Below are 13553 nucleotides of genomic sequence, written 5' to 3'. Positions count from 1 at the left end.
TACAAGACATCCAGGCCTCGCTCAATCGCTTGCGGGCGTATCTGGTGGATCTGGTCGGCACCATTCGCCTGAATGCCGAGCAGGTCGCTGGCAGCAGCCGGGCACTGGCCGAGCTGAGTGGAGAATTGCACAGCGGCGCCGAGCACCAGGCCGGTGACACGGCGCTGATTCGCGACTCTCTCAGCGAACTGGAAGCGACCATTCAACAAGTAGCCGGTGACGCCAGCCAGGCCGCCGACGCCAGCCGTAGCGCCGGGCATGCTGTGGAGCAAGGACAGAAAGTCATCGGCCTGAGCCTCACCGGCCTGCATGCGCTGGTGGGCGAAGTGCAAGGCAACGCACAAATGATCGAACAACTGGCCGAGGAATCGGCCACCATCGGCGGCGTGCTGACAGTGATTCGCTCGATTGCCGATCAGACCAACCTGCTGGCCCTCAACGCCGCCATCGAAGCCGCACGCGCCGGAGACATGGGAAGAGGTTTCGCGGTGGTGGCCGAAGAAGTCCGCTCCCTGGCCCAACGCACGGCGGGCGCCACTGCCGAGATCCAGGAACTGATCGCCCGCCTGCAACTGGCCGCGCGCCAGTCGGTGGACGGCATGCGCGCCCAGGTCGAACACGCCGAAGCCACCGCCAACCAGGCACAAGCGGCCGACGGCGCACTGGATAAAATCGTCGGGGCCATCCAGACCATTTCCGAAACCGCAGTGCGCATCGCCGACGTCACCGCCCAACAAAGCGGCGCCGTCAGCGAAATCCGCGATCACAGTGAGCGGATTCATCAACTGGGTGGGGATAATCTGCTGCGCATTGGTCAGGGGCGGGAACAGGGCGACAACCTGCTGGTGCTCGGTGGGCGCTTGCACACGGCAGTTCAGGCATTTCGGGTTTAAGCAGCACAGATCCCCTGTGGGAGCGGGCTCGCTCGCGATTGCAGTGGGTCAGCTTGCAGAAATATTGAATCTATCGCCGCCATCGCGAGCAGGCTCGCTCCCACGCGGGTTTCGGGTTATTCCCAACCTTGATGTTCACCACAGCCCCCCTGTGGGAGCGAGCCTGCTCGCGATTGCAGTGGGTCAGCTTGCAGAAATGTTGAATCTATCGCCGCCATCGCGAGCAGGCTCGCTCCCACGCGGGTGTCGGGTTATTCCCAACCTTGATGTTCACCACAGCTCCCCTGTGGGAGCGGGCTTGCTCGCGATTGCAGTGGGTCAGCTTGCAGAAATATTGAATCTATCGCCGCCATCGCGAGCAGGCTCGCTCCCACAGGGTTTAGCGCAGGCATCCCAGGGGCGGGTGACCGGATCCTGGAGCATGGTCACAAATTTCGCGCAAACATCGGTCATCGTGCTGGCTATTGCAGAGAACTGGACAGTCATAAAGGCTTTGCGGCATAGTCGCCGGGTTCTGACACCTGCTCACAGATAACAAGGAACAGCAGATGGCGACCCTATTGGTCCTGCACGGACCCAACCTGAACCTGCTGGGCACCCGCGAACCGGGCGTCTACGGGGCCGTGACACTGGCCCACATCAACCAGGACCTGGAACAGCGGGCCCGCAATGCCGGCCATCATTTGCTCTACCTGCAAAGCAACGCCGAATATGAATTGATCGACCGCATCCATGCCGCGCGTGGCGAAGGCGTGGACTTCATTTTGATCAATCCCGCTGCTTTTACGCACACAAGCGTCGCATTACGTGACGCGCTGCTGGCAGTGAGCATCCCATTCATCGAAGTGCATTTGTCCAACGTGCACAAACGCGAACCTTTCCGCCATCACTCCTACTTCTCCGATGTAGCGGTGGGAGTGATCTGCGGCCTTGGCGCCAGCGGTTACCGACTGGCTCTGGAGGCCGCCCTAGAGCAGCTTGAAAAACAGGCAACAGCTTGAACAACAAGCGTTAAACGCCCCTGACCGACCCTTGGGAGTTGATGATTCATGGATATCCGTAAAGTTAAGAAACTGATCGAATTGCTGGAAGAGTCCGGCATCGACGAGCTCGAGATCAAGGAAGGCGAAGAGTCCGTACGCATCAGCCGTCACAGCAAGACCCCGGCCCAGCAGTTCTACGCGCCAGCACCGATGCAGGCTCCAGCCGCCGCGCCTGCTCCGGCAGCAGCGCCAGTTGCCGCCGCTCCAGCAGCACCTGCCGCGCCAACGCTCAACGGCACCGTGGCCCGTTCGCCAATGGTAGGCACGTTCTATCGCAAGTCTTCCCCGTCCTCGCCGTCCTTCGTTGAAGTCGGCCAGACCGTGAAGAAAGGCGACACCCTGTGCATCGTCGAAGCCATGAAGATGATGAACCACATCGAAGCTGAAACCAGCGGTGTGATCGAATCCATCCTCGTTGAAGACGGCCAGCCGGTTGAGTACGACCAACCGCTGTTCACCATCGTTTGAACCGCGGAGAGCCTTTGATGACTGCGAAGTTGGAAAAAGTTCTGATCGCTAACCGCGGTGAGATCGCCCTGCGGATTCTGCGTGCCTGCAAAGAGATGGGCATCAAGACCGTCGCCGTTTACTCCAAGGCCGACAAAGAACTGATGCACCTGGGCCTGGCGGACGAATCCGTCTGCATCGGTCCGGCGTCGGCTGCGCACTCTTACCTGCACATCCCGGCGATCATCGCCGCCGCTGAAGTGACCGGCGCCACCGCCATTCACCCTGGCTACGGTTTCCTGGCGGAAAACGCCGACTTCGCCGAACAGGTCGAAAACTCCGGTTTTGCCTTCATTGGTCCGAAAGCCGACACCATCCGCCTGATGGGCGACAAGGTATCGGCCAAGCACGCCATGATCGCCGCCGGCGTACCTACCGTTCCAGGTTCCGACGGCCCGCTGCCTGAAGACGAAGAAACCGCCCTGCGCATTGGCCGCGAAGTCGGCTATCCGGTGATCATCAAGGCTGCCGGTGGTGGCGGTGGTCGCGGCATGCGTGTGGTACACAAGGAAGAAGACCTGATTTCCTCGGCGAAACTGACCCGCTCCGAAGCGGGCGCTGCGTTCGGCAACCCGATGGTCTATCTGGAAAAGTTCCTGACCAACCCGCGTCACGTCGAAGTCCAGGTGCTGTCCGACGGCCAGGGCCAGGCCATCCATCTGGGCGACCGCGATTGCTCGCTGCAACGTCGTCACCAGAAGGTCCTCGAAGAAGCACCGGCACCGGGCATCGACGAGCAGGCTCGCGCGGAAGTCCTGGCACGCTGCGTCAAGGCCTGCATCGACATCGGCTACCGCGGCGCCGGCACCTTCGAGTTCCTCTACGAGAACGGTCGTTTCTACTTCATCGAAATGAACACCCGTGTTCAGGTGGAGCACCCGGTTTCGGAAATGGTCACTGGTATCGACATCGTCAAGGAGATGCTCAGCATCGCCGCCGGCAACAAACTGTCGTTCACCCAGGATGACGTGGTGATCCGCGGCCACTCGCTGGAATGCCGGATCAACGCCGAAGACCCGAAAACCTTCATGCCAAGCCCAGGCACGGTCAAGCATTTCCATGCTCCGGGCGGCAATGGCGTTCGCGTCGACTCGCACCTGTACAGCGGTTATGCGGTTCCGCCGAACTATGACTCGTTGATCGGCAAGCTGATCACCTACGGCGCAACCCGTGACGAAGCCATGGCGCGCATGCGCAATGCGCTGGACGAAATCGTGGTGGACGGGATCAAGACCAACATCCCGCTGCACCGCGACCTGGTCCGCGACGAAGGCTTCTGCAAAGGTGGCGTCAACATCCATTACCTGGAACACAAGCTGGCTGATCAGGCTTGATGTCCCGAGTGATGTAAAAAAGACCCCGGTCCATTGGCCGGGGTCTTTTTTTGCCTGCCTTTCACAATGGCGGCGAATGACTCAGCTCAGCGCTACCGTAGGGAGTGCCTGTGCTTCGATCTGCGCCCTCGTCGCCGCCCTGCCCTGCTGGGTGCGAACGCTACCGTTGGCATTGGCTACCAACGGCTCACTACGCAAGCGCGTCATGAACCCACGCGCACGCACCGACACCGGGTCGGAACTCTGTTTCGCCCTCGCCAGCACCGGTATGTAGTAGCGCTCAACCTGACTCTGTGATGTCTTGAACACCGACGTCACCCCAGTGCGCAGATCCAGCGACACACCATAGGTATTACCGAAGCAGGAAGAATACGACCAGTGATCCCAGGTTGGCTGCAGCCCCTGGCGCCTCATCACCGATCTGACCGGCTCGCCAATATCAGCGCCTGTCAGCCAATCGCCGCCCACCAGAATGGCGCGAATATCCTTCGCTGCCCCTCCCAAACGCTGCTTCACTTCGCGAACACTGCGCTCGATCAGTGCGCGGATGTTGTGATCAAAATGAATGACCGCCCCGACCTTGGTGGTCGGGTTGTACAACGAAGCGATCACGCATGTCTGTGCGTTCAGGGAGAACAGATAGTTGTCTGCCGCCGTCTCGCTGAACCTGGCGACCACCGCCTCGCCCTGCAACGCGCCCCGCGCCACGTCCGGGAAGACATGCCCGGGAAACGCTTCGCGCAGATCGCTCACTCGCCCAAGGTTGCGCACATCATCATTGCCGCCACTCATTCCAACGGGCTTACGCGCCCACTTGCCATTCGCCATCCTGTACACGGGCGGTTTGTAAAACGCGCCGGGATAACGGGCATCCACCAGGCACAGACCATCGAAGTAGATATTTCCTCTTACCTGGTAGTACCTGCCCTTGTCGAGTATGTAGAAAGCATTTCGCGGCTGCGTAGCGCTGGACGGGCTGAGATAGGTGCCTTTGAAAGCTCCCTCGGTCACCTGCTGCAAATTCTTCGGCGTTTCCCTGACCGCCTGTTTCGGATCGAAACGGATAGGCTGGATCAGCGGCCCGCTCTCCCTGGCAGCGACTGATGTCACCTGCCTCAGGCGCTGAGCGGCCAAGGACATGGGCCTTATGGCGAGCTTCAGACTCCTGACAGCCTGACCGAGCAGCCGGGTCATGCTCATTGCCCCAAGCATGCCGAACAACGCGCCCCAGGTCGCTTGCAGCCAATGGCCGAGGGCGCGATCCGTGTCGCCCTGCCCATGCGCCTCGATCGCCTGCCTGGAACTGAGGGCAATGAAGCCGGCATCCAGCAACAGGGCAAAGGGCGGGTAAACCATGCACACCGGCGCGGAGGCGAAGAGCAGGCCCTTGAGCACCTGATCCCTGATCACCTCGCCGCGACTTTTCGTGACATCTTCCACGTCCGTGACAGCGCGCTCGATGTAGGCATCGAACTGCGACGAGATATCCATTACCCGATTGAATTCGCGCAATACTTCGAGGCCACGGGTCGTGGTCGCCAAAGCCGTCAGCGAGCGCCTTACCGCGGCACGAGCACCAACGGCCACCCGCTCCAGTACGTAATCACGCAGGCGTGCGGCGACCGCCCCGGGGAAGTCCTGGTATGGGCGAAACGTGACGCCGTCGGGAGCGTCGGGCGTGTACAGCCAATAGGCGCCTTTGGGATCAAAGTAGGCAAAGACATAGACGCCCAATACCACATGACCGCCGACGGTAAACCGGATCAGACCTTCGCGCTGCACCACCGCCTGCGAACTCACTGAGCCGATCACCGGCGTCGCCTCACTCAGCAGCGTGATTTGCCGGGTGAGCCACCAGAACTCACGGGCGTTCAACAAGGACTTGCCCGTCGCGATCCGCAGGTCGCGATCCATCCGGGTCAGCAACAGGTTGCGGTAGGCATTACGCCGCTTGGTGTATTCGGCAGCACTGGCATCGAGGAACCTGGCGCGGATCTGCCGCGCATACTGCTCGCCCACGTAGGCCCGCCGGATGTAGGTCGCCAGCTCCGCACTGCGAACCTGCCCCAGGTCCTGCCCGATCGATGAGCGCACGCCTTTTCTGGGGTTGTCGATGCCCGAGTTGTCGTTATACCCATGGATGGCCAGCTCCAGCAAGCTGGCAACCTGGGGCTTGCCACTCGCCAGACCGGGTGTGTAGTCGATGAGCACCGTGGCAGGATCGACCGGTTCCTGCACCCCCTTGCTACGCATGTACGGTGCGATGGCTTGGGTGACGGTACGTTTGGCGAAGTCCACAAAGACCTCATAGCCGGCGATCTGCTCGTTGAAGACCTGCTGATGAACCTGAAGCTCCTGGCTCAAACTGCTGATGATGCGTCGGGAGTCAAGCGGCAGGGCCGCGTACCACCGGGGCGATTCGTCCTGCTCCACCTGCGCCAGGTTGTTGGCCAGGCCCATTGCGACAGACGCCTCAAGGCAGGCTTTGAAGGCCATCGCAGTGCTCCTGAGGTCTTTGTTCAGATCCCATGCCGTCGGCTTGTCCGCCACGCCGGCAAAGTACTCCCGAGCCACATCACGCCCGGCGGCAGAGAGTTGTTGCAACAGGTATTCGCGACCCGCCTGGCTTTCAATCCAGGCGCCTATCTCTGCATTCACGGACCGAAGCGAGGGCAACTCGATCCACTCCTGCCCATCTGGCTTACCGGGGGCATACAACAGCAGATCACTGACCTCGCCCGACCGGTCCTCGCGGTAAAACAACAGAAGATCGGAACACTTCAGTGCGTTTGGAAGCGCAAGGCAGGCCACACGCCAGGCACTGGCCGATTGCGCCGACGTCTCGTTCGCCCATAAGGTTTTGAGCGCCTCGTGATGGCTCACCTTCAAATGGCCCGCACAACGTGCCACGAACGCGCTTTGCTCCAGGCGCGCCACGAACCAATCGAGCATGGCGTCCTTCAGGTCTGCCCGGCCATATTGGCTGACCAATGCTGCCCCATACCCAGCGGGGGCATCCACGTTCGCCAGCAGTTGGGTAATGAACGCCGGCGAAAGAGGCTGGTTGCGCAGCATGGCGCCATTTTCCACCAGGAACACCGATATGGCGTCCGATCTTATCGGACCTGCCGCCAGCAATTCGCTCAGGCTATGGGTCTGCACCGGCTGGTCAATGATCCCTCGCCACTGCAACTGCACTCGAATGCCGTCAGGCTCGACTTCCATGTCCAGTTCACGCCTGACATAGTCCCTGGCCAGCCGTCGGGCAAACGCCTGCAGTGAGCCCAAGCCGTCGAGCAGCTCATCCACCAGCGCCTGCGCCTGCGAGGTCCGTGCCTCAAAAGCCTTCAACTGTTTACGCTCGACTTCACTCAGCGCCTTCAGCCAGCCAGGCAATTGCCCCCCAGCGATTGCCTGAAGACTCCGCCGTTCCTGAGCGGTTGCCAACGAGGTGATCTGGTTAGTGAGACGCCAGTGCGCCTGAAGGTTTTCAAGCTTCTCCCTCAGCTCATCGACGTCCACCCCCGCCAGTTGCTCCGGCTGGAAAATCCTATCGATCCGGGCCAGGTATTCAGCGAGCCTGTGCTTGACCACCTCCTCAAGAGAGGCGTCGCTCCCGGCCATGCGCCAGTGACGTTGCAGATAGTCTTTGTAGTGATGGGTAAAGCCCGCGGCGCTTGCTTCCACCACCTGCACGATGACTTCCCGACGTTCAGCCGCAAACCCCGGATCAGTCCCGCCGGGCCAGCGATAGGGAGCATCCTGTTCTTCATCAAAAGCCACCGGCGTCTGGTCGATCATCCGTTGCAGCACCGCATCGAGCAGGGTGCCGATGAAGTATGGATCGATGTTGCCCTGGTAATAATGGGTGCGCAGTTGGACCAGCAGGTACTCTTCCAGCACCTCCAGCAAGGGCATCTGAGCGTGTAATCGCTGGTCGATAGCCGCCTGCCAACGTGCCAACTTCTCCAGAATGACTTGTGCTGTTTCCGCCTGCGGGGAAGAGACCGTCCCCGCGCCGCTCGTGTTGCTGTGCCGTTCGGCAGTGTTGTCCATCACATTCCTCCCTGTTGTGTGGACCCGCACCTTATCCGCCCTGCATTGCCCCCATGTCATACATATATATATCGAAACACCACGCCGGCGGCACGAGACTCGCTTATCCACTTTGATGGCGACCTGGCGTACACTGCGCGCCTTTGCAGCCCTGCGCTGCCTCCTGTAGATTTTTTTCCAAAGGTGCCCGCCATGCCTTGGCTGCAAGTACGTCTGGCCATCAGCCCGGAACAAGCCGAAACCTACGAAGACGCGTTTCTTGAAGTAGGCGCCGTATCGGTAACCTTCATGGACGCCGAAGACCAGCCGATCTTCGAGCCGGAACTCAATACCACGCCGTTATGGTCCCACACTCACCTGCTGGCCCTTTTCGAAGGTGGCACCGAGCCGGCCAGCGTGCTGGCACATCTGGAGCTGCTCACCGGCAGCCCGTTGCCCGAGCATCACAGCGAAGTGATCGAAGACCAGGATTGGGAACGCAGCTGGATGGATAACTTCCAGCCGATGCGCTTCGGTCAGCGCCTGTGGATCGTGCCGAGCTGGCATGCCGCGCCGCAGCCGGATGCGGTGAACCTGCTGCTGGACCCAGGGCTGGCGTTCGGCACTGGCACGCACCCGACCACCGCGCTGTGCCTGGAATGGCTCGACGGCCAGGACCTTAAAGACTGTAACGTGCTCGACTTCGGCTGCGGCTCGGGGATCCTGGCCATTGCCGCGCTGCTGTTGGGCGCCAAGGAAGCAGTCGGCACCGACATCGACGTCCAGGCCCTGGAAGCCTCCCGCGACAACGCCGGGCGCAACAACATTGCCCCAGAGCTGTTCCCCCTGTACTTGCCGCAAGACCTGCCACAGGTTCAGGCCGACGTACTGGTGGCCAACATCCTGGCCGGTCCGCTGGTGTCCTTGGCGCCGCAGTTGTCGAGCCTGGTCAAGCCGGGCGGACGCCTGGCGCTGTCGGGCATCCTGGCCGAACAGGGTGAAGAAGTCGCTGCGGCCTATGCCGCGGACTTTGATCTGGACCCCATCGCCAATCGCGATGGCTGGGTGCGCATCACCGGTCGTCGGCGCTAGAATGGCCGCCTGTATCAACCGGATTGCCGCATGACTGACAGTTTCGTCACCCAGTGCCCGCATTGCCACACCAGTTTTCGCGTCAGCCATACTCAATTGAGCGTGGCCCGCGGGGTGGTTCGCTGTGGCTCGTGCCTGCAAGTGTTCAATGCCGCACGGCAATTGCTGGAACAGCATACTGCCAAGGAAACCGTCACGCCCCTGGCACCGCCAATCAAGACGCCCGCCGCCGAATCCCCGCCCCGTGCGATCAGCCAGAAGCAATGGACCGCCGCCGAGCTGGACCTCGATGATCTGGACAAGGAACTGGCTCGACTGGAGCGGCGTGACAAGCGTGCGCCGGATACCTTCGGCCGCCGTCGTGAAGACAACCTGAGCGCGCAACGCGACCCGCTCTCGAACGATCAGGAGCCTTGGTCCGACAGCCTGTACAGCGAATCCGCCAGCGAGCGCGACGAAACGGCCCTACAAACCCCGGTCGAACCGTTCGAGCCCCATGAACCGGCCCGCCCACCGCGCACCGAACCGTCCTTGTCCTTGCCGCTGACCCTGGAACCGCTGGAACCGGACGACGAGCCGGTCACCCCGTTACGCCTGGAGCAGGACGACGAGCCCCACGAACACTTGGAAAGTCTGTCTGCCAGCGATGATCACGACGATCACGACGAAGCACCGCTGCAAGCGGTGCCGACGCGCAAGGCACGCGAGCGCCATGAACCCGGATTACGCGCCGAGGCCCTTCAGGACCTGGATGACGATCCGCTGCAACTGGACTGGCGCAAGCGTCGCTCGCCCTGGGGCCGGCGTTTGCTGTGGGGCCTGTTGATCCTGTTCGCCGCCGCGGCCCTGGCCGGCCAGTACATCGCCTACCACTTCGAAGAACTGGCCCGTCAGGATCAGTATCGCCCGTGGTTCCTGCAGATTTGCCCGACCATCGGCTGCGACGTGCCGTCCAAGGTCGACATCGGCAAAATCAAAAGCAGTAACCTGGTGGTGCGCAGCCATCCGGAGTTCAGCGGCGCCCTGGTGGTGGACGCAATCATCTACAACCGTGCGCCGTTCTCCCAGCCTTTCCCGCTGCTGGAGCTGCGTTTCGCCGACCTCAACGGGCATCTGATCGCCAGTCGCCGTTTCAAGCCCGGTGAATATCTGGGCGGCGATGTCGAAGGCCTGGGGGAAATGCCGCCGCAGACGCCCATTCATATTGCCCTGGATATCCTCGACCCGGGACCTAAAGCGGTGAACTACAGCCTGAGCTTTCATTCACCAGAGTGATGCACACCAGGGCCGGGCGATTGGCGGCAGCTTTCTGACTCAGCGCACCCGAACCAAACCGCTGGCGATAACAAAATAGCTGTTCAGATTTTATCCAATTCGACCTTTATCCAGTCATCGAGAGCGGGTATCATGCCAACCCTTTTTCGAAGTCTCATGATCCGGCCCCACTTCAGGGAAGTCCTATGTCGGCGGTACGCATCGGCCCATATACATTACAGAACGGCCTGGTTCTCGCCCCAATGGCGGGCGTCACCGACCAGCCCTTTCGTCAGCTGTGCAAGCGACTGGGCGCCGGGCTTGTAGTTTCGGAAATGGTCAGCAGCGACATGAGTTTGTGGAACACCCGCAAATCGCGTCTGCGCATGATCCACGAAGGCGATCCCGAGCCCCGCTCGGTGCAGATCGCCGGTGGCGATGCCCAGATGCTGGCGCAGGCGGCCCGGGCCAATGTCGAGCTGGGCGCACAGATCATCGACATCAACATGGGCTGTCCGGCGAAGAAGGTCTGCAACAAGGCTGCAGGCTCGGCACTGTTGAAGGATGAAGCGCTGGTCACCGAGATCCTGCAGGCGGTCGTCGCCGCAGTCGATGTGCCGGTGACCCTGAAGATCCGCACCGGGTGGGACCGGGAGAACAAGAACGGCCTGACGGTGGCCAAGATCGCCGAACAGGCAGGCATCACGGCGTTGGCGGTGCATGGCCGCACCCGTGCCGACCTGTACACCGGCGAGGCCGAGTACGACACCATTGCCGCGATCAAGCAGGCGGTGTCGATGCCGGTCTTTGCCAACGGCGATGTCGACTCGCCCGAAAAGGCCCGGTACGTGCTGGACGCGACGGGTGCCGACGGGTTGTTGATCGGCCGGGCTGCCCAGGGGCGGCCATGGATTTTTCGTGAAATCGAACACTTCCTGCGCACCGGCGAAAAGCTCGCTGCGCCGCAACTGTCCGAGGTGGAACGTATTCTGCTAGAGCATCTGGCCGCGCTGCATGCCTTCTACGGAGAAGTCATGGGTGTACGCATCGCTCGCAAGCATGTGGGCTGGTATCTCGCAACCCTGCCGGGCGCCAGGGAGTTTCGCGCCCGTTTCAATCGTTTGGATGGTACGCAAGCACAATGCGCCGACGTTCAGGCGTTCTTCGCTGAGCGTTACAAGAGCCTGACAGGGGACGAAGGGGTGGCCGCATGACGATGATGACCGAGACTTTAGTGAGTGGAATAACACCCGTGAGCGACAACGTAAATTTGAAACAGCACCTCAATACGCCCAGCGAAGAAGGTCAGACCCTTCGCGGGAGTGTCGAGAAGGCGCTGCACAATTATTTCGCCCACCTTGAGGGCGCTGCCGTCACGGATGTGTACAACCTGGTGCTTTCGGAAGTCGAGGCACCTCTGCTCGAGAGCGTGATGAACTACGTCAAGGGCAACCAGACCAAGGCCAGTGAGCTGCTGGGCCTGAACCGCGGCACCCTGCGCAAGAAACTCAAGCAGTACGATCTGCTGTAAGCATTCAATCAAACCAGAAAGGCGCCCGCGTAAAAAACGGTCGCCTTTTTTGCTGACTTCCCTTGCTTTTGATGGAAATTGAAATGACCGACCAGACCACCCGCCTGCCGATCCGCCGCGCCTTGATCAGCGTTTCCGACAAGACCGGGATCCTCGAATTCGCCCGCGAACTGCAACAGCTGGGCGTCGAGATCCTCTCCACCGGCGGGACCTTCAAGCTGCTGCAGGACAATGGCGTCGCCGCAGTGGAAGTCGCGGACTACACCGGTTTTGCGGAAATGATGGACGGTCGGGTCAAGACCCTGCACCCGAAGATCCACGGCGGGATCCTGGGTCGTCGCGGCATCGACGACGCCATCATGAACGAGCACGGCATCAAGCCGATCGACCTGGTGGCCGTCAACCTCTACCCGTTCGAAGCCACCATCAGCAAGCCAGGTTGCGACCTGCCGACCGCCATTGAAAACATCGACATCGGCGGCCCGACCATGGTCCGCTCGGCGGCCAAGAACCACAAAGACGTGGCCATCGTGGTCAACGCCAGTGACTACGCCAGCGTGCTGGAAAACCTCAAGGCCGGTGGCCTGACCTACGCCCAGCGTTTCGACCTGATGCTCAAGGCCTTTGAACACACCGCCGCCTACGACGGCATGATCGCCAACTACATGGGCACCGTGAACCAGGCCGCTGAAACCCTGTCGACCGAAGGCCGCAGCGAATTCCCACGCACCTTCAACACCCAGTTCATCAAGGCCCAGGAAATGCGCTACGGCGAGAACCCGCACCAGAGCGCGGCGTTCTACGTGGAAGCCAAGCCGGCCGAAGTCGGTATCGCCACCGCCACACAGTTGCAAGGCAAGGAACTGTCATTCAACAACGTGGCCGACACCGATGCGGCGCTGGAATGCGTCAAGAGCTTCGTCAAGCCAGCCTGCGTGATCGTCAAGCACGCCAACCCGTGCGGCGTGGCCGTCAGCCCGGACGCCGAGGGCGGCATCCGCCAAGCCTACGAACTGGCCTACGCCACCGACACCGAATCGGCCTTCGGCGGCATCATCGCCTTCAACCGTGAACTGGACGCCGAAACCGCCAAGGCCATCGTCGAGCGTCAGTTCGTCGAAGTGATCATCGCCCCTTCGGTCAGCGAAGAAGCCCGTGCCATCGTCGCCGCCAAGGCCAACGTGCGCCTGCTGGCCTGCGGCCAATGGTCGGCCGACCGCGCGCCGGCCTGGGACTACAAGCGTGTCAACGGCGGCCTGCTGGTACAAAGTCGCGACATCGGCATGATCGGCAGCGAAGATTTGAAAGTGGTGACCAAGCGCGCCCCAAGCGAGCAGGAAATCAACGATTTGATCTTCGCCTGGAAAGTCGCCAAGTACGTCAAGTCCAACGCCATTGTCTACGCCAAGAACCGCCAGACCATCGGCGTCGGCGCCGGCCAGATGAGCCGCGTGAACTCGGCCCGCATCGCCGCGATCAAGGCTGAACACGCCGGTTTGCAGGTACAGGGCGCGGTCATGGCCTCCGATGCGTTCTTCCCGTTCCGCGACGGCATCGACAACGCGGCCAAGGTCGGCATCACTGCGGTGATCCAGCCGGGTGGTTCGATGCGTGACGCTGAAGTGATTGCGGCGGCTGATGAAGCCGGCATCGCCATGGTATTCACCGGCATGCGCCACTTCCGTCACTAACAAGACAACGGCCGCACTGAAGCCGGCATCTGCTGCGTTGGAGCCGACCTCGATGATGCTCATTGCCAAAAGGCAACTCCGCTCATCAAGGTCGACTCCGCCTTGCATCTACCGACTTCATTGCGACCTCCTATGGCGCAAAACGCCCTAGGCTCCAAACAGAATCAGCGTCA

Annotated in this window: 9 protein-coding genes and 1 pseudogene; 9 read left to right on the top strand and 1 reads right to left on the bottom strand. The window is 61.3% G+C overall.

Translation table 11 applies throughout. The annotated features are described in order from the left end of the window. Positions 1 to 386: 386 nt before the first annotated feature. From QOM08_RS28995 to accC, 4 genes and pseudogenes are all read left to right on the top strand, one after another. Positions 387 to 893, top strand: a pseudogene (locus tag QOM08_RS28995) (methyl-accepting chemotaxis protein); the annotation flags it as partial. A 548-nt stretch (positions 894 to 1441) separates the two neighbouring features. Then, a complete protein-coding gene (gene aroQ, locus QOM08_RS03055) occupies positions 1442 to 1894 on the top strand; it encodes a type II 3-dehydroquinate dehydratase (protein ID WP_316912547.1) in 453 nt (150 codons plus the stop codon). A gap of 48 nt (positions 1895 to 1942) precedes the next feature. Then, the gene (gene accB / locus QOM08_RS03050) at positions 1943 to 2404 is read left to right on the top strand and encodes an acetyl-CoA carboxylase biotin carboxyl carrier protein (protein ID WP_047227391.1); all 462 of its coding nucleotides are present in this window, start codon (positions 1943 to 1945) and stop codon (positions 2402 to 2404) included. 17 nt (positions 2405 to 2421) lie between these two features. Beyond that, on the top strand, positions 2422 to 3777 hold the full coding sequence (gene accC, locus QOM08_RS03045; RefSeq protein ID WP_047227390.1) for an acetyl-CoA carboxylase biotin carboxylase subunit: 1356 nt from the start codon (positions 2422 to 2424) through the stop codon (positions 3775 to 3777). Positions 3778 to 3858: 81 nt separating this feature from the next. Here accC and QOM08_RS03040 read toward each other — a convergent pair whose 3' ends face one another. Then, entirely contained in the window at positions 3859 to 8067 is a 4209-nt protein-coding gene (locus tag QOM08_RS03040) for a dermonecrotic toxin domain-containing protein (protein WP_316912546.1), read from the bottom strand. Here QOM08_RS03040 and prmA point away from each other — a divergent pair. The 5 genes from prmA (at position 8026) to purH (ending at position 13380) form a co-directional block, all read left to right on the top strand. Continuing rightward, positions 8026 to 8904, top strand: coding sequence for a 50S ribosomal protein L11 methyltransferase (gene prmA / locus QOM08_RS03035; RefSeq protein ID WP_047227388.1), 879 nt, complete (start codon positions 8026 to 8028; stop codon positions 8902 to 8904). The two genes, QOM08_RS03040 and prmA, sit on opposite strands and share 42 nt — an antisense overlap. A gap of 30 nt (positions 8905 to 8934) precedes the next feature. After that, positions 8935 to 10179, top strand: a complete 1245-nt coding sequence (locus QOM08_RS03030) for a DUF3426 domain-containing protein (RefSeq protein WP_316912545.1) — start codon at positions 8935 to 8937, stop codon at positions 10177 to 10179. 185 nt (positions 10180 to 10364) lie between these two features. Continuing rightward, positions 10365 to 11372, top strand: coding sequence for a tRNA dihydrouridine synthase DusB (gene dusB, locus QOM08_RS03025; protein ID WP_047227386.1), 1008 nt, complete (start codon positions 10365 to 10367; stop codon positions 11370 to 11372). Next, positions 11369 to 11689 carry a DNA-binding transcriptional regulator Fis gene (fis, locus tag QOM08_RS03020; protein ID WP_025211617.1) on the top strand — a complete coding sequence of 107 codons (321 nt, stop codon included), beginning with the start codon at positions 11369 to 11371 and terminating at the stop codon, positions 11687 to 11689. The genes dusB and fis overlap by 4 nt, the downstream gene beginning before the upstream one ends. Positions 11690 to 11772: 83 nt before the next feature. Beyond that, on the top strand, positions 11773 to 13380 hold the full coding sequence (gene purH / locus QOM08_RS03015) for a bifunctional phosphoribosylaminoimidazolecarboxamide formyltransferase/IMP cyclohydrolase (protein ID WP_316912544.1): 1608 nt from the start codon (positions 11773 to 11775) through the stop codon (positions 13378 to 13380). The last annotated feature ends 173 nt before the right edge of the window (positions 13381 to 13553 follow it).

This window comes from Pseudomonas sp. P105 (assembly GCF_032614175.1).
Classification (GTDB): domain Bacteria; phylum Pseudomonadota; class Gammaproteobacteria; order Pseudomonadales; family Pseudomonadaceae; genus Aquipseudomonas; species Aquipseudomonas rhizophila.
Note: the sequence above shows the minus strand (reverse complement) of the source record. Positions and strands in the feature narration are given on the sequence as shown.